Raw genomic sequence first — 17901 nt, 5'->3', positions numbered from 1 at the left:
CTTCATCTATTTTACCACACTCTCAAACTTTCTGTTTAAGTAATAGCTCAGCTTCGTCTAACGATACTCTGATTAGTATTTAGCATCTTTATTCATTTCATGAATATCAAAGGTATCTTCATGTATTTCAATCGCGATGACAGTACCCTCTTTTTCGAAAAATTGCACATGCCCTAACCGCTTATTCTCCAACTCCACCCAGCCAGTATCCTCTAATTTATTAAAGTAGTGGTCAGGTCGATAGAGACCTTGTTCTCCCCCTATATTATCCAATTCGTATTTTACGCCTATTTTTATATTGGGGTTACTTGAAGTTGTTGTCACTTCGATTTCCTTTGCTTTCTTAGGAATAGGAATTTCAACATTTATAGAAGATATTCCGTACTCTTGCTCCTCTTGAGTTGATGATGTACATCCGCTTGTGAATAGTATTAAAGGTAACCATAAAAAAGCTAATAAATATTTATACAGGTATATCAGCTCCTTCCCTAACTTATTTTACCAAATCAACCCATTAAAAAACACCCCATCAAAGACTAAGCTTTGATAGGGTGTCTATTTCGAATCAGCTTTACAGCTTATCCATTTTATTTAGGCTGAATATAACCTTCTGCTTTCAGAAGCTCAGCGATCAATACAGCACCGCCAGCTGCTCCGCGCAGGGTGTTATGGGAGAGACCTACGAATTTGTAATCATAGATGGCATCTTCGCGAAGTCTGCCCGTCGATACGCCCATACCATTCTCAATATCACGATCCAGTTTGGTCTGTGGACGGTTCTCCTCTTCGAAATAAGTAATGAACTGTTTAGGGGCGCTAGGCAGTTCAAGCTCTTGAGGACGTCCTTTGAAGCTATTCCAGAGTTTCAGAATCTCTTCTTTGGATGGCTTTTTCTCAAAAGAAACAAATACAGCAGCCATATGTCCATCCGCTACAGGCACACGGATACACTGCGAAGTAATCGTCGGCGCTTCACTTTTTACGATGCCTTCCTCTTGTACGCTTCCCCAGATGCGCAATGGCTCTTGCTCGCTCTTCTCTTCTTCGCCACCAATGTAAGGAATCACGTTGTCTAGCATTTCAGGCCAGTCAGCAAAAGTCTTGCCCGCACCCGAAATTGCTTGGTAAGTGGTGACTACAACTTTAGAAGGGTTGAATTCTTTAAGTGCATGAAGCGCAGGCACATAACTTTGAATGGAGCAGTTAGGTTTAACCGCAATGAAACCAGTCTCAGTTCCCAGACGTTTTCTTTGCTGCGCAATAACCTCAAGATGCTCTGGGTTAATCTCAGGAATAACCATAGGCACGTCCGGTGTCCAACGATGCGCTGAGTTATTGGAGATAACTGGAGTACCCGTACGAGCATAAGCTTCTTCGAGCGCTTTAATCTCTTCTTTTTTCATGTCTACTGCGCAAAAGATCAGATCTACGTCCGCAGCTACTTCTTCTACCTTAGAAGCATCTTGAACCATAATATTCTTCACGTTCTCAGGCATTGGAGTGGATAGCTTCCATCTGCCCTTGGCCGATTCTTCATACGTTTTCCCAGCAGATTTCGCACTGGCAGCAATCGCAGTTACTTCAAACCAAGGATGATTCTCTAGAAGGGCAATAAAACGTTGTCCTACCATACCTGTGCCGCCAACTATGCCGGCTCTTAGCTTTCTTGACATCAGAAAATACACTTCCTTTTGATTAACTGTCCTATTGTGAATAATAGGCCGATAATTAATGATATACGGGTCGAGAACATTTGGCGAGTGTTAACATCAAAATAACATTAAAAAATTTAATATTTTCATTTAAACCAGCCTTTTTCCTTAAATCGAGTGATCGCTTCAATCCGATTTCCCACATCCAGCTTATCGAGGATAACAGAAATGTAGTTCCGTACCGTACCAGTGGTAATGTACAGCTCGCTGGCAATTTCTTTCGTATTTTTGCCATCGGCGATCAGGCCGAGTACTTCCTTCTCCCGCTGAGTCAATGGATTCACTTCACCGCTGTAGGCTTCATCCATCAGCTCCGGTGCATACATGCGTCTGCCTGCCATAACATTCCGGATAGAGAGTGCCAGCTCTTCACTAGGACTGTCCTTCAGTAAATAAGCATGAACACCCGCTTTGAGCGCACGTTCGAAATATCCCGCCCGGGCAAAGGTCGTTAATATCATCGTTTTGCAGCCGCTAGTCTTCAGGGCTTCTGCAGCGTCGAGACCACTCATTGCCGGCATCTCAATATCCATAATACAGATATCCGGTTTAAGCTGCTGAACCATTACAACAGCTTCTTCCCCATTACTTGCTCGGCCTACGACCTTCATATCCTCTTCTAAATCAAGCAAAGAAGCCAACGCCCCGAGGAGCATTCGTTGATCCTCAGCGATTACAATTTTAATCATTATAGGATGACCTCCTGTTCCTGATGTTTGAATGCATTGGGTACTTTAATTACAATTGTAGTCCCGCTATCTCTCACGATGTCCATACAGCCATTTACGAATTCAAGACGCTCTCTCATGCCTTGCAGGCCATGGCCTTTAAAATAAAGATCATTCCCAGGTATACCGGTCCCATCATCTTTTACTTTAATGACTAGATCCGTCCGTGAAGGTTCAATCAGAATAGAGCAAGACTTTGCCCCGCTGTGCTTCACAACATTAGTGACAGCTTCCTTTATACACATGCTGAGGACATTCTCCGTAATCAATGAGGTATTTGTTAGCTTCGGGTTCCCCTCCAGCATATAATCAATCTCCGCAGCCGCAAGGAACTGCTGAATATGAATCAGTTCATCTTCAAGCCGAATGCCACGCATTCGTGTAACCATCTCACGAACCTCTTTCAGCGCACTTCTCGCCGTTTGTCGAACATCATTGATCTCTGCTTTTGCTTGGGTAGGATTAGAGTCGATTAGCTTTCCTGCCAAATCACTCTTCAGACCAATTAATGAAAGCTTCTGACCTAATGTATCATGAAGATCACGCGAAATTCGTTGTCGTTCTTCAAGCTTAACGAGTTCGGATATCCGTTTATTGGCATCTTCCAATTGGTCTTGCAGCTTCTCTTGATTGTTACGGTTGTAGGTAGTGATGGGTAGAAGAATCACTGCAATCATGCTAACAAGGACGAACGGAAGCTGGCTAATAAACACTGAATTACGCGAGAGCAGCTCATAATTGATTGTAATGATCGTAGTTAGCAGATGAATAGAGTACAGTGTGAAGAACCCTACTCGATTCTGTATATTCCCAATAAAAAAGGCTAGAAAAAGTGCAAAATACATATATCCGAACAAAAGCGTCATTGTTATAGAAACTATAATTTGGACACTCGTCCAGAAATAAACCAGCCACCCCTTAGAAACAAAGGAAAGCACATAACAAACAAAAAATACAGCAATCATCAAGATTCCCCAAACTACTTGGTAGGTAGAGGAGGAGCGAAATATAAAATAAAACGGTAGAATGTAAAAAACGACCCACACATAAGGGCTGAGACCTGTGCTTTTATGAAAAATATGATGCCACTTTTGCATGACCGCTCTCCTTTTTACCATACATTACTCTCCTTATTCTAGCACAAATTCAGTGAAAATCTGTTGAACCACTACGATAAATAGAAAAAGATTAGAGCCACGAATGATTTCTCCGGCTCTAACCTTTCTTTATACTCCTATTTTGTTCGAACCTATAGTTATTATTCTCCTTGGAGTCTAGTCTTATGAACTTGCAGGACTTCTCCCGCTACCTTAGGTTTGCTTAGTCTCGACTTTACCTCTTTAAAGCTGATGAAGCACTTATTCTCCTCATCCCAAAGACGGAAGTGTAGAGCCTTCAAGCTAGTGCTAAGCGTTATGGTCGTCGCCTTTTGCAATGGTGGCGTTGCATTATGTGCTTTTTCTAAATTATAGTTGGGTACCTTTGGACTTAAATGATGGACATGGTGGAACCCGATGTTCCCTGTGATCCATTGCAATAGCTTAGGTAGCTTGTAGTATGAGCTTCCCTCTACTGCAGCCATAACATAACTCCACTCCGATTCATTCTCGAAGTAGGAATCCTCGAACTGATGCTGAACATAGAACAACCATATTCCGAGAAAACCGGATACAAAGGCTATTGGCAATTGCACCATGATAAAGGCTTGCCAGCCGATCGCCCAAATAAGCAATCCGTAGAGAGCTGCGATAGATACATTTGTTATATAGGTATTCATCCGTTCTTTACGTCTAGCGCCTTTAGCATTAAACCGATATTGAATCATAAAAACAGCAATAGGTCCTAAACCGAACATCACGAGTGGATTACGATAAATCCGGTAATACAGACGTTTCCAGGATGAAGCTGCTTCATATTCATCGACAGTCATAATCCATATGTCACCAATCCCTCTTTTATCGAGGTTACTGGAGCTGGCGTGATGAATGGAATGACTATGCTTCCACTGCCGATAAGGAACAAGTGTCAGTACACCTGTAATCGTTCCGATAATGTCATTCGCTCTACGATTCTTAAAGAACGATCCATGTGTACAATCATGGAAAATAATAAAAGTTCGGATTACAAATCCTGCTGCAGGAATGGCCAACAAAAGGGTGAGCCAGTAGGAAACGGATAAAGAAAAATAAGCTCCTCCCCATAACAGCACAAGTGGTCCTAAAGTATTAATCAGCTGTCTTATGCTCGCGTTGCGGTCGTTTTTTTCATATGGGGCTACACTTTTTTTAAGACTGGAGAGCTGTGATGTCTGTTTTGTAGTCATCTTTATCGTTTCCTCCTTGATGTGTCTGGCTAAGGATCTTTTTATCTATCCTAAGTATAGGAGATAAAGTGTCATCCTATAAGTCATAAACATCAAGTAAAGGGTATGATAAATGTCATACTTATGCCCTATTTTCCCCCTTTTGCTATGCAATCCGTGTACTTCTTCGTTAATTAACCTGCCTCGTATGCTCTTCACGATATTCCGTAGGCGTCTGACCGCTAGCTTTTTTAAAGACTTGAGTAAAATATCGTGGATCCTGATAACCAACTAATGGAGCGATCTGATATACCTTCACATTACTACTTTGCAATATATCCTTCGCCTTCTCCATTCGACAGTGAGTCACATACTCCAAGAAGGTATAGCCTGTTATTTGTTTAAATAAAGTACAAAAATGACTGACACTAAGATCGGCAAGCTCCGATACTTCTTCAATACTTAAGTCTTTATAGTAATTACTCTCGATATAACGTTTCGTCTTCTCGATGGAACTGCGTGTGTCTTCCCGATTCACAGGTTTACTACCTTGATCCAATCGCTCCCCAAATTCTTCCTTCAACGCAGACATCATTTCACTCAAGGTAACCAAATGGTGCAGCTTACTTAGTAATCCATGTAGAGACCAATCCGAATTTAGATTCAAATGTTCAAAATGTCTGTATAACACAACAACCATTTCCACAAGAAGACGTTCTGCTATCTCTTTAGGAATAGCTTGAGCCTCAATATATAATGCCAACTCATCAAACAATGATGACATTTGGTTTCTATTCAAGGTACGAATACTCTCTATCAACGAGGTCTCCAGCTCTTTTGGATATTTCACTTCTGTATTGTCTGCGAAGGTTGTTTCTTCATCTATATACACCCCGGCAAGACCATAATAGAAACGTTGATACAAAGCCTTCGCAGCCAATGGATACACCGTACTTAATTGATCAATCCCTTGTGTACAGCGGCTGATTCCTACAGAGCAGCTTAGCTTGGAGTATCTTTTGATCCCTGTAATTAAATGTTCACCTAGTTCTCTTCTGCTCGCGCTTAAAGATCCAGGAAAGAGCAATATCCACTCCCCGTTATGAAAAGGAAAGACTGTAAGTACTCCATGTTCCAGCGACCACTCTTCAACAATATTACGGATCGCAAACAGCCACAGCCGCTTTTCTTCCACACTCCACTGCCCAGTAAGCACAGAATAATCATCCAATTGGACAACAGCCATGAAATATCCACTCTCAAGTTCACTGTTCTCCAGCCATTTCAGGTGCTCAAGCGGCCTTGCATTTCCCAAAGTAATTTCAGCAAACATCCGTTCACGAGCTAGCATCGACAGCATCTGAACGGAATGCATCATCTGATCGTTCTCTTTTTGCTCATCCAGCCTCGTTTTCGCTCGGTATAGCATTTCAACCAGTTCGTCATGGTCGATGGGCTTCAGCAAATAATCAAAGGCTCCCTGACGCAAAGCTTCTCTCGCATATTCGAACTCCCCATAACCACTTATAAAGATAAATACCAGCTTAGAATTCTTTGGTAATACTTCCTTCATCAAAGTGATTCCGTCAATCACAGGCATACGGATATCGCTGATTATAATATGCGGTGTAGTTTCTTCTATTAAGCGGAGGGCTAGTTCTCCATTTCGAGCCTCTCCCACAATTTCCATCTGGAGATCATCCCATGGAATAGCTACTTTTAGACTACGAAGAATTATCGGCTCATCATCTACGAGCAGTACTTTATATTTCTCTTCTATTTCATCCATTCCAGCACCTCCATGCTTATTGAACACTTGAGTTTTGGATCAGATTCCAGTATTCCATCGATGATGCCTGCACTAGCTTTAAAGCGTGATCTGCAGACATTTCTTCGTTAATCATTTTTTCGATGACACTTAGGAACATTTTCTTAACTTCAGGTGATAATACGTTATCGTAAGGCACAAAGCTCTTGCGGTTCACTTCCATCATTTCCATCACTTGCGCGAATACCGGACCGGTCTTCTCCGGATCAAAAGCAATACGAATGGATGGAATTCTCAGTCCTTCATATACAATTCGGGTCTGAACTTCCTGCGTGTAAAAAGCCTTCATAAGATCCAAAGCGGCTTCCCGTTTAGCTCCATTAAGTTCGGAGGAAAGACCGATGCCGATGGTATATCCCCCCGCAATCGAAGGCTCCTCTCCTTGCTTCAAGGCAGGAAATGGAATAACGCCTACCTCATTCTGAAAATCAGCTGGAGCCGCACTACCAGAAAATAAATTGATATCCCAGTTCCCGTTTAAATACATCGCAGCCTTGCCGCTTGTAAACAAACCGACTGCATTTTCAGTTGAGAGATCATTAGACTGGGGACTAAAGGCACCTTCTTTTATCCATTGATCCAAATGCTCAAAAGCCTTTAAATAGGACTCATTCTGAAAGCTCGCTTGATCTTCACCTGTGATTAGCTTTTGGAACACTTCGGAGCCAGCATAACGATCCATTAAATAATGTGCAAAGATCCCGGCAGGCCAGCGATCCTCGTTCCCGAGTGCAAACGGAATGTATCCTCCAGCCTTGAGCCTCAGTATGACATCATCGAGTTCTTGAAGCGTTGTAGGCGCCCCTAGACCAAGCTTGTTGAAAATAGTCTTATTGAAATACAGTGGTTCAGCGTTTCCTTCGATGGGCAATCCATAAATATGGTTGTCAAAGGTCCATAGATGCAGATCCTTGAATTGATTGGTTAGACCGTTCTCTCGGACAAAATCAGTCAGATCAACCAGCCGATTGGAGCGCACGTACGGCTCTATTTCAGCTCCACCAAATAAAACAAACATATCTGGTGGCGTGCCAGTAACCATCTCGCTTTTCAGCTTTTGTTCACGGTGTATCGTCTGGTCTAGTCCTTCAAAATTGACTTTCACATTCGGATGCGCAATTTGGTATTTATCCACGATCTCTTCAAAGATAGCCAGCAGTGGCCGATCATGCTCTTTGATCCAGAAGTGACGGAAAGTCAGCGTTATTTTTTCTGGTGAATTATCTTCAATCGGTTCGTGATCTCCTAACGTAATAAATAGAACAGCGCCAGATATCAGCACTAGATATATCCACATCCAGCCCCACTTCAATAACCACTTCATGTCAATCTCCCCCTGTTTCCTCTGTATGATCGATTATGGCAGTATTTTTGGTATTCGGATTCGAATCGTTGAACCAAATCCAGGGGATGAACACACAAGTAAGCCATATGGACTGCCGAATCTGATATTCAGGCGCTCATGAACATTCTTAAGCCCTACACCACTGTCACTATATTTCTTCTGGCCGCCTCCCTCGTTATCCCATAGATTCATCATCTTGGCTAAGTCGAAGCCCGGACCGTTATCTTTTACGATAATGATCATATCCGTACCCATTTCATAGGCTGTGATTTCGATGATTCCAGGGTCCTCCATCGGTTCAATCGCATGGTACAATGCATTCTCTACAATGGGCTGAACAATCAGCTTTTGAGTCATAAACGTTCTAAGACCCTCAGGAAGATTTATAATATACGAAAATTTATCCTCGAAACGGAACTTCTGAATATCCAGATAATGACGAACATGTTCAAACTCCATTTGCAGCGGTATCAGCTCTTGATTCTGACTAATACTGATTCGCAGCAGCTTGCCGAGTGAAATGACCATTTTACTAATATCTTTATTACCTTGCAGCACGGCCATCGAATTAATCGATTCTAGTGAATTGTAAATAAAATGAGGATTAATCTGCGCCATTAATGCCTTCATTTCCGCTTCCTTTTTGCGACCCTGCTCCGTCTGCACTTGCACAATCAATTCGTTGATCTGTGTGCTCATCCGGTTAAAGCCATCAATCAGAAAATCACTTTCATCATCCGCACGATATCGTGTAGTGATAGGTGTAAAAATCCCCTGCTTCACCCGTTTCATCCCGTTGACCGCGCTGTTAATGCTATAAACGAGCCTTCTAACAAAATATCGGTCAAACAAAATGGCGGATAACAATGAAACCGTACTCAAAATAATCGCAATATTACGAATAGATATAGATTCCGAAGAAATTAGATTCATCGGTGTAATCGCTGCCAAATACCAGTCTTTATTATGTGAAGGAAGGAAGGTTATGAGTGATTTTTCCCCCTGATAGTTGTCGATGTAATAGTTTTGTTCCTTGGCATAATCATTTTCTAAAAAAGGGAACTGCGTGCGCTGCCCAATATGTTCACCGGATTTGTTAAAAACGATATTCCCCAGCTTGTTCACCAGCAGAATATCACCCTTCTTAAGAGTTGCTGCCTCCCAGAAAATCTGATCCAGTAAATCAGGTTTAACATTAACGACCAAATAGCCTATATCTTCAAGAGAATAATAATCTTTGATTACTCTGGCTTGCACAAGTACCGGATGGCCCGATAACGCCGAACCGTTCTCACCAGGTCCTGACCATACAGGGCGACCCTCAGCACTTTCCATAGTATGAAACCAGCTCTGCTTCTTCATCTCCTCAAAGGACATCGGCGCATTGTATTGATAAAGCAACCGATCTTTACTATATAAACTAAATGAAGTAATCATCGGGTGATTAATGAGTAAATTGTTGAGTTCCTGCTTGCGATCATAGGTGAGCACAAAGTTAGTCTGCTTTAGCGATTGTTGAATAACCGGTTGTGTGATCGCAGAATTTGAGATCGAGGAGATCTCACTAAGGGCGAATTTGAGCTTTCGATCCGTTTCGAGTAGTGAAACCCAGTAGAAGTTACTTGATTTTTTCTCCATAGCGTTAGAGAAGTTAACGTAAGTAACAATCCCCATCAGAATCACTGGAATAAAGACGAGAAGAATAATAGCGAACAAGATTTTACGGCGGAGCTTCATGGTATTCCCCTTCCCCCTGCTGTCTCTGTCCTCTAGTATTCTTCACGAAACCGCCCATTCCCTTGTAAATGTTAAAAGTAAAATCAGCTCTTAATAGCTCCTGAGGTTAGTCCTGCAATTACCCAACGACTAAATAACAGGAAGACGATCAGCAGTGGCAAGGTCGCCGTAAACGTAGCTGACATGATCATTCCATAATCCAGACCGTCGCGATTGGAGAATAACTGCTGGAGCGCGATTTGTATTGTAAAATGCTCTTGGTTCTTTAACACAACCAAAGGCCAGAAGAAGTCATTCCATACGGTCATAAAATTCAGTATGCCTAATGTTGCCATAGCTGGAGTGATAACTGGAATGGCGATGTTCCAGAAGATCCGGAAATGTCCTCCGCCATCAATCCGTCCAGCTTCGATCAGTTCCGTATGTACAGCTGTAGAGATATACTGCCGCATCCAAAAGATCCCAAAGGCATTAACCATAGCCGGAACAATCAGCGCCTTGAAAGAGTCGATCCAGTGGAGCTTGGCCATAATTACATAAGTAGGTAACACACCAAGCTGCTGGGGTACAAATAGAGTGGCAATAACAAAGTAAAACAGAATATTTTTAAACGGGAATTCATATTTAGCAAAAGCATAACCAGCCAGTGTACAGAAAAATACGACCGATATGGTTACCATAGACGAGACGAATAATGAGTTTCCAAGGGCTTGGAAGAAATCCGTTTTATCCAGAACCCGCTGGAAATTATCAAAAAACTGGTTCCCAACCGTAAGCAAAGGGGGGACATGGAATACTGCGCCCCTATCATTTGTGCCAACTACAAACATCCAGTAAAAAGGAAAGATGGACACGAGTGCACCAAGAATCAGAATGAGATAAAATCCTACTTTGCCGAAAATCCCAAGATCATCCGGATCTTTTTTTAATAGACGCACAGTACTCACGCTTTACCCCCTCCTGTATCTCCACCCATGCGGCTTGAAACCAGCATATTAAGGACAGAAAATATAATCGTGACCACAAACAGCAGGACTGCCGTAGCCGCCGCCGTACCGAAGAATCCATTGCGGAATGCCTCGCTGTACAAATAGGTAACCATAGTGATGCCTTCCTGACGTGTAGATCCCGTTCCTGATTGTCCTAAGAATACATAAGGCTCAGTGAACAGCTGCAGGGCGCCTATAGTCGATAGCAAAGTGACAAATACGATGAACGGTTTCAGTAATGGCAATGTAATGAAGGTTAATTGTTGCCTTCTGTTCGCTCCATCAATACGGGCTGCTTCATACAAATCCGTCGGAATACTTTGAAGTCCTGATAGAAAAATAATGGCATTATACCCTGTCCAGCGCCACATCACCATGGTTGAGATCGCGATTTTGACCCCCCACCAGCCAGAGTTGAAGGCCACACTATCTAGCCCTAAACCACTGAGCATCCAGTTGATCATCCCGTTGTTCCCAAACAGCGTACTAAACACCAGGGTAACCGCAACGATAGACGTAATATTGGGCATGAAAAAGAGAACACGGAACGTTTTCTTGAAACGAGTCATCCCCGAATTCAACAATACGGCAATCAAAAGCGCCAATAGGATCTGTGGAACAGTTCCGAGCAGTCCCATAATTAAGGTGTTGCTAAAAGAAATCCAAAAGGTAGGGTCGCTTGTGACCAATTCATAATTTTTCATTCCTACGAATTTCATAGGATTCAAGGCATCCCATTTAAAGAATGAGAGGTAGATCGTAAAGAAGATCGGATATAGTCCAAATATCGAGAACAGAATAAAAAAAGGAGAAATGAAAGTATAAGCGGTGATGCGGCTCCTTCTTTGTTCAGTTAAAAACGGGCGCTTGCTCTCGGCATGCGGACTCGAAATAACAGGCTCAGCCATGTCACACCTCCAGGTAATCTAACGTATTAAGCAAAAACGTCTTCCGCGTCTCTATAAGGACGCTAAGCGTTTATGCGAGATAAATCCGAATTCATAGAGAATACCGTTCTCCATGAATCCGGACCTTCTAGAAATAGAGTGCTTTTATTAGAAGTCTTAACTGCGTTCAGCCAGTGTTTTCGCTTGTTTTACAGCTTCATCCCACTCTTTAGCCGGATCAGCCTTTTTCTCCAGCACATTTTTCAGTGCATTTTTGAAGAAGGTATCGGTTTGGTCATGAAGAGGACCGTAGTATACAGGTTTTACACGATTAGCAGCTTTACCAAATTCAATAGCTGTTTGTTGTCCACCGAAGAATTCATCTTTGAAATCTACGAATGCCGGATCTTCGTACAGTGCTGGAATGGAAGGCATCAAACCTTTTGTTTTGAATGATTCCAGTTGATTATCCTTGTTATCCATCCATGCGATAAAGTCATAAGCTTCTTTGGAATGCTTACCTTCTTTAGGGAGTGTCAGGAACGAACCACCCCAGTTACCAGCACCTTCTGGAAGCTGCGCGATTTTCCATTTGCCAGTGGAGTCTGGAGCATTACTCTTAACATTCCCTGCCATCCAAGCAGGTCCCATAACCACTGCAAATGATCCGTCGTTCATGCCTTGGCCCCATTCGGGAGACCAGAGCATCACATTGCTGATCCAGCCTTCTTGGATACCTTTAACTGTGAAATCATAAGCTTTGCGAACTTGCGGATTGGTGTCTCCGATAAAGCTGCCATCCGCTTTGCTGAAATAGATTTCATCCGCAGATTGGTCACGTAATGCGTTAAATGTAAGATCAGTAAGGTCTACAAAAGGTTTGCCTGTCTTTTCCTTGAAAGCTTTGGCTACAGCTGCGAACTTGTCCCAAGTATCAATCGCTGCGCCGAATCCCTCGGAGTCACTTGGCAATCCCGCTTCTTCAGCCAAATCTGTTCTGTAATACACAACCGTTGGACCGATATCTGTAGGAAGACCCAGCTGGAAGCTTCCATCTACGGAAGAGGCTTGTTTCCATTTCCAATCCAGATAGTTCGCTTGAATATCTTTGGCTCCGAGATCATTCAGGTTATAGAATTTATCCTGTGCATTGATAAAACGCTCCATGAAACCGATTTCAAGTTGGAAAATATCTGGTGCGCCCGACCCCGCCGATAAAGCAGTGGTCAAATTATTATGGTGAGCCGTTTGGTCACCGGTATTTTGAACCTTGATCGTAACGTTTGGATGTTCCTTCGTGTACTCTTTCGCTAGATCCTCGTAGTTCACGTTACCGAGTGTCCAGAAAGAAAGTTCGATTTTCTCAGCAGGCTCAGTACCCTCGTCTTTTGCAGGTTCACTTGTGCTTGCTGCGTTGTTACCTGTATTTTTACTCGATGCATTATTCTCGGCGTTGTTGCCTCCGCATGCTGCCAGTGAACCTACAAGCATGATAGCGACTAACGAAAGCGCCAAGTGTTTTACTTTATTCATTCCCCTGTACCCCTTTCAAAGGTTTCTCTTACAAGATTTAGTGTACAGGGTTTATATTCTTTTTTTGAGGAGGCAAACTTCCGATTTATGGTGGAAATACTTCTGATTCAATTAAAAAAAGCCCTCATAAGAGGACTCAAAGTTCATTACCATAAAATTTGTTTTCCCCACCAGCGTTTTTATAGGCTCTGAGAACGTTTAGCATGGCCTGTTTCTGACGTTTACTCAGTACTATGTCTTCCTGGTATAAACCCAATCCTGTCAATCGCACAATTGTTTTCTCGGCATTAGCCATCGCCTTTATCATCTTTAAATCTTTAAGATAAACAGTATCTTCATAAACTTCACGTACAGTACTATAAGAAAATGATTTCTTTATTAGAATTCCCGCATTATTAGTAACTTCAAAAACTTCATCATCTGCTCTAATCTCAATCCACTTTGTGTCAATCTGACGATTACCTATATAATCAACCACATAATGAAGATTTGAGACAATACCTTCTTCGTTTTTTATGAAATAAACGTAAAAATCATTCTTGTCTATGTTATCAATGGTTGTTTGTGCATAATAGACTGAGAATTCTCCAAACTCATCCCTCTCCTCAATCAGACCAGATAATGCTTTATTGACTTCTTCGGGTGATTTCGTGGGTTCCGGTGGTGTATTCTGCACATTTGAAGAACATGCTGATAAAGATATGACTAGGAGCATCAAATAAAGTGTTTTTCTATTCATGCCTCTTCTCCAGCTCTGTAGCTTGCGCGCTGTCATGGTAGCATTATGCCCTAAAGTTTCGATAATCTTCTTTTTCAATGTCTGACCTCCAATATATTAATATACCAAGTATATCCAAAAACCGGGTGATAGGGTAGGACATTGTTAAGAGACTACGAATGTACCGCTGCAGCTAACTACATCTACAATGCCGTCGATATGAGTTCCACGATTAACGGTTTGTGATTGTTTTCGTTAGATTTTCCAGCAAGCGTTCAAAAATCGTTGCTAACAAACCACATTCAATTGAATGTGGTCTTAAACATTTACTTCGTATCTTTGACCTTCCTTAAATCAATATTTCATACAGACCTATGCCTACTAATAACAATCCACCGATAAGATCAGAATGTTTGCCTAGCCAGGTTTTGGACATTCGATTCCCGATTTTCATTCCGGCAGCAACAGTGATAAACGAAAAGGCACCCACTGAGATCGCTGTGAATGTTGCGTTCACGCCGCTGATCCCTGCTCCAAAGCCTGTAGCAATGCAGTTTATAGCCAACGCCACACCAAGCCAAATCGATTCTTGCCATTTTAAAACATGACGATAGCTAGTATCTGTAGAAGATGTGCTGAGGACGTTGCTCTCTATATCCATGCTTACATTTGAAGTTGGTTTTTTATGCACAGCTCTAATACTCCAGATTCCCATAAACAGAATCAAGCACCCTCCAATGGCATTTCCATTCGCTTCAGAAAAATATTCTGACACATACTCACCTGAAGTTATTGAGATATATGTAGCCAGCATCGACAGAACAGCAATAATCAGATTAGAAAATGTTGTAATCCTTGTGGACCTAGCGCCAAAGGAAACGCCTATTCCTAAGTTATCCAAATTTGAAGCCAACCCAATAATGATGATGGAAAGCCAATGCATATCTAGACCCCCTTAATACATTCATAACTATGTTATGTCTGAGATGGGCGTATAGAATTTTGTCCAAATGTGCTGCTCATAGAATGTTCGTCAGCTTCATTTATATTGGATTTCTCATGCTTCCACAGGTATACTATTTTTATTTCTAACTTCATTAAATGATCAAAAGGAGTTAAATACTTATGCCAATTAACCGCCCGCTGCTAACAGACAGCGATTTCCAAGAAGCCGTTGACCGCAAACTACCTGTTCGTGTATTTCAGGACGATCATTTGGTGAATTCAGGGGCCACTGTTGTCCGCTTCACCGATTCTGATGTAGTTATTCAGTCGAGGGTTAGCGATCTGACTTATTACGCTCGTAAGAGTTGCCAATTTTATGAGGTTAGACCCTAAAAAAAGCCGGAACACACTGACCCTTGGGATCAATGCGTTCCGGCTTTTTTCAGCAGACATATGTAGTAGCTCTTACTTAATATTTTTGTATGTGCCATACACTTTCATTTTTTCATTCAAGACTTCCTGAAAACTCTGCTTCTTCTTATTAGCTCTCTCTTGTTTAGGATTGACCACGGGCTGAGGTCTAAAAAACTGATGATTGTAAGCCATAAGATTATGTACCATCACATTCATTGAATTCTAACCTCCTTAGGTAATCATTTCCTGAAATACGGCGAGCAACCACTACTACTTAAAAGTTACTTACCCAGCAACATATAGACCGAAACAAGTTTATCACATGTTCATATGAAAACAACCTCCAAGCTGTAAAAACAGCTGGAGGTTGTTTAATTTCTGCTCATTTTCTCAACGCTGTGATGGAAATCTAGCGTTCCCAAAACCTTTATTACTATGATCAACTTGACCTCTCATCAGTTCAAGCAAATATTCGGGATCAGAGTTCATATCTAACATTTTCAACGCATTTTTTGGAGCAAACCCTTCACTTACACTGTGAGTGATCATGGCTAACAGTGGATTAAAATAACCTCTTATATTCAGCAGCCCTATAGGCTTCTGATGAATCCCAATCTGCATCCAGCATAGAATTTCAAATAACTCATCAAAGGTTCCGAGACCACCCGGCAGGGCAATAAACGCATCAGCCATACCGCTCATAACGGCCTTTCGTTCATGCATACTAGAGACCTCAATCAGATTCGTTAGCCCAGAATGCCTGATTTCATCTTTAAAAAGATCCACTGGCATGATACCGACGACTTCACCACCATTTGCCAACACTCCGTCTGCCACCTGTCCCATCAGGCCATTTCTTGAACCTCCATAAACCAGCCTACAACCTTGTGCAGCTATATGATAACCCAACTCTCTAGCCATTTCTGTATATTCTGAATTAAGACCTGGATTCGAACCGGCGAACACACATATTGTAAAAGCCATACCTATCACTCCAGACTGGTTATTATGGTTCAATTGAGATAATTCACTTATTGTACATCAGAATATTAAAATAAGTGTTAAATGAAAGTCATCTTTTTGTTTGTATCGTTAATTGGTACAGTTTACTATTCCACTCTGCAGTAACACCTAGTGCCTTAACCAAAGCTGCCGCTGGAACAAGTGATGCATAACTTACTTTAATGGCTCCCTCTTTAAAGATGATTTTCTTGCCTTCTTTCGAGAGCGTCATATCTCCGTCCCATGAGAGGGTGTAGCCCAGATTTTCCGCCACTTCCCTGATCGGTACTCTTACACTTCCATCCAAGAATATAGCAGACTGTGCGGAGTCGATCTTCTTCCCATCCACGATTACAGTAACAGGCTTCAAGATAGGAGATACAGTAAAAGGACGTGAATCAAGCGCGCTGATTCCAAGTTGACCAAACATATTCGTCCCCCAAGCTACTGCTGTTCCATCCTTCAAAACTGCATATTTACTATTTTCCCCCGTGGCAAAAGAAACCGGATTACTCAAGCCTTTGATTTGTTTAGGCTTAGTAAAGACCCATTTACTGTCGCTTGATGATTGGGTATTCCAAGTCCACGCGGTGCCATCTTTTTTAACAGCTACAAAGCCACCTAAATCCAGCGTAAGTTTGGAGATCGGCTTTATGACTGTGATCTTTTGCAGACCTTGCAATAAAGTGCCAGCTTTCCATACCCAGTATTCTCCTTTTTTATTGGCAACAAGATTGAACCCATTTTTCGTCTGAACAGATACAATATCCGTAAGACCTGGCATCTTCTTTATCATGATTTCGTTATAATTATTGCTGTCAACCGTTGCCCAGACACTTCCAGTCTCAGTTAACGCCAGTATACTCCTCCAGTTCATAGAAACGGACTTCACATGGTATAAATCCTTGACTGGGGTCGGCTTCTTCACCGCTTTTGTATTCTCTATTTGCGGGTTAGCGCTCCAAATCCAAAGAGTACCGTTGGTGCGAATTGCGGCCTGATAGTCACTGTTACCGACCCACATTACCTCACTTAAACCCTGAACCTTGGTAGCAGCAGGCAACACTGTAAAACCTACATCAGTGATTTCTGGAGGATTCCACTGGAGTACGCTTCCATCCTTTCTCAAAGCTAAGGTATTGTGCATGCCTGAAGCTATACTGACTACATCGGTCATCCCAGAGATAACCTGAGGAAGCAGCACCTTGTGCTGTTTAGCGCTTACCCCATTGCCTGCTTCTATAGCATTCTTATCCCGGTAATCTCCCCAAGCTTTAACCGTCCCGTCTTCGTTCAGCGCAACATAATAAATTCCACCGATCTCTAACTGCTTCGTACGATCAAGCGCTGCTATGCTATGGGGAGTAATCGTCCACCCTTCAGGACCTGCAGTTCCATTTGCAAATTGTCCAAAAACATTGCTCCCCCAAGACCATACGGTTCCGTCAGTCCCCAGTGCGAAGGAGCTCCCTCCCCAAAATCCAGAAGTGGCAACAATCTCCTTAATTCCACTCAGCTTCGCGGATGAGGGATCCGCGCTTATCACTTGTGGGACTGACGTAACAGCCATAAAAGTAGAACAAACAGCCAAACTAAACAGCTGTAGCTTCCTTGCTAATAAGTTCATCTTGTTTTTCCCTTCTTATGATATTATTGTAATTATTATTCATCTTACACTAAGACGCTATTAAGCTGCTCAAAGTTGTATAATTTTTAAATCCCGGGATTCAGATTGCTTTGAATTATGTTATAATTACGCTG

General features: G+C 42.2%; 17 protein-coding genes. 1 reads left to right on the top strand and 16 read right to left on the bottom strand.

All coding sequences use genetic code 11. The features are described from left to right. Nucleotides 1-72 precede the first annotated feature (72 nt). From MKX41_RS05645 to MKX41_RS05585, 13 genes are all read right to left on the bottom strand, one after another. On the bottom strand, nucleotides 73-324 hold the full coding sequence (locus MKX41_RS05645) for a hypothetical protein (protein ID WP_340969057.1): 252 nt from the start codon (nucleotides 322-324) through the stop codon (nucleotides 73-75). Nucleotides 325-587: 263 nt separating this feature from the next. Continuing rightward, nucleotides 588-1673 carry an aspartate-semialdehyde dehydrogenase gene (gene asd / locus MKX41_RS05640; protein ID WP_076282867.1) on the bottom strand — a complete coding sequence of 362 codons (1086 nt, stop codon included), beginning with the start codon at nucleotides 1671-1673 and terminating at the stop codon, nucleotides 588-590. A gap of 125 nt (nucleotides 1674-1798) precedes the next feature. Continuing rightward, entirely contained in the window at nucleotides 1799-2401 is a 603-nt protein-coding gene (locus MKX41_RS05635) for a response regulator transcription factor (protein ID WP_340969055.1), read from the bottom strand. Continuing rightward, nucleotides 2401-3537 carry a sensor histidine kinase gene (locus MKX41_RS05630; protein WP_339248543.1) on the bottom strand — a complete coding sequence of 379 codons (1137 nt, stop codon included), beginning with the start codon at nucleotides 3535-3537 and terminating at the stop codon, nucleotides 2401-2403. Before MKX41_RS05630 ends, MKX41_RS05635 begins: the two co-directional genes overlap by 1 nt. 161 nt (nucleotides 3538-3698) lie before the next feature. Continuing rightward, nucleotides 3699-4763 (bottom strand): fatty acid desaturase, encoded by a 1065-nt coding sequence (locus MKX41_RS05625; RefSeq protein ID WP_340969053.1) that lies wholly within the window; start codon nucleotides 4761-4763, stop codon nucleotides 3699-3701. A 169-nt stretch (nucleotides 4764-4932) separates the two neighbouring features. Beyond that, a complete protein-coding gene (locus MKX41_RS05620; RefSeq protein ID WP_339270726.1) occupies nucleotides 4933-6531 on the bottom strand; it encodes a response regulator in 1599 nt (532 codons plus the stop codon). A 16-nt stretch (nucleotides 6532-6547) separates the two neighbouring features. Continuing rightward, entirely contained in the window at nucleotides 6548-7894 is a 1347-nt protein-coding gene (locus MKX41_RS05615; RefSeq protein WP_076282869.1) for an ABC transporter substrate-binding protein, read from the bottom strand. 33 nt (nucleotides 7895-7927) lie between these two features. Beyond that, nucleotides 7928-9652 (bottom strand): sensor histidine kinase, encoded by a 1725-nt coding sequence (locus MKX41_RS05610; protein ID WP_042187488.1) that lies wholly within the window; start codon nucleotides 9650-9652, stop codon nucleotides 7928-7930. 83 nt (nucleotides 9653-9735) lie between these two features. Further along, nucleotides 9736-10599, bottom strand: coding sequence for a carbohydrate ABC transporter permease (locus MKX41_RS05605; RefSeq protein WP_094868591.1), 864 nt, complete (start codon nucleotides 10597-10599; stop codon nucleotides 9736-9738). Then, nucleotides 10596-11549 (bottom strand): carbohydrate ABC transporter permease, encoded by a 954-nt coding sequence (locus MKX41_RS05600; protein WP_042187483.1) that lies wholly within the window; start codon nucleotides 11547-11549, stop codon nucleotides 10596-10598. Before MKX41_RS05600 ends, MKX41_RS05605 begins: the two co-directional genes overlap by 4 nt. A 156-nt stretch (nucleotides 11550-11705) precedes the next feature. After that, on the bottom strand, nucleotides 11706-13061 hold the full coding sequence (locus MKX41_RS05595; RefSeq protein ID WP_340969051.1) for an ABC transporter substrate-binding protein: 1356 nt from the start codon (nucleotides 13059-13061) through the stop codon (nucleotides 11706-11708). A 136-nt stretch (nucleotides 13062-13197) separates the two neighbouring features. Beyond that, nucleotides 13198-13878, bottom strand: a complete 681-nt coding sequence (locus tag MKX41_RS05590; RefSeq protein WP_340969050.1) for a hypothetical protein — start codon at nucleotides 13876-13878, stop codon at nucleotides 13198-13200. Nucleotides 13879-14128: 250 nt separating this feature from the next. After that, nucleotides 14129-14722, bottom strand: a complete 594-nt coding sequence (locus MKX41_RS05585) for a manganese efflux pump MntP (RefSeq protein ID WP_340969049.1) — start codon at nucleotides 14720-14722, stop codon at nucleotides 14129-14131. A 182-nt stretch (nucleotides 14723-14904) separates the two neighbouring features. Here MKX41_RS05585 and MKX41_RS05580 point away from each other — a divergent pair, with 182 nt between their 5' ends. Then, nucleotides 14905-15117: a hypothetical protein gene (locus MKX41_RS05580; protein ID WP_042187476.1), complete on the top strand. Its 213-nt coding sequence runs from the start codon at nucleotides 14905-14907 to the stop codon at nucleotides 15115-15117. Between the two features lie 72 nt (nucleotides 15118-15189). On the opposite strand, the gene MKX41_RS05575 is transcribed toward MKX41_RS05580, so the two are convergent. From MKX41_RS05575 to MKX41_RS05565, 3 genes are all read right to left on the bottom strand, one after another. After that, nucleotides 15190-15354 carry a hypothetical protein gene (locus tag MKX41_RS05575; RefSeq protein ID WP_179085705.1) on the bottom strand — a complete coding sequence of 55 codons (165 nt, stop codon included), beginning with the start codon at nucleotides 15352-15354 and terminating at the stop codon, nucleotides 15190-15192. Nucleotides 15355-15528: 174 nt separating this feature from the next. Continuing rightward, entirely contained in the window at nucleotides 15529-16122 is a 594-nt protein-coding gene (locus MKX41_RS05570) for an LOG family protein (RefSeq protein ID WP_076282875.1), read from the bottom strand. Between the two features lie 88 nt (nucleotides 16123-16210). After that, nucleotides 16211-17767: a stalk domain-containing protein gene (locus MKX41_RS05565; RefSeq protein WP_340969046.1), complete on the bottom strand. Its 1557-nt coding sequence runs from the start codon at nucleotides 17765-17767 to the stop codon at nucleotides 16211-16213. Nucleotides 17768-17901: the final 134 nt, after the last annotated feature.

This window comes from Paenibacillus sp. FSL R5-0475, assembly GCF_038004585.1.
GTDB lineage: Bacteria > Bacillota > Bacilli > Paenibacillales > Paenibacillaceae > Paenibacillus_AQ.
The sequence above is the reverse complement of the archived record's forward strand: the minus strand, read 5'-3'. Positions and strand labels throughout refer to the sequence as shown.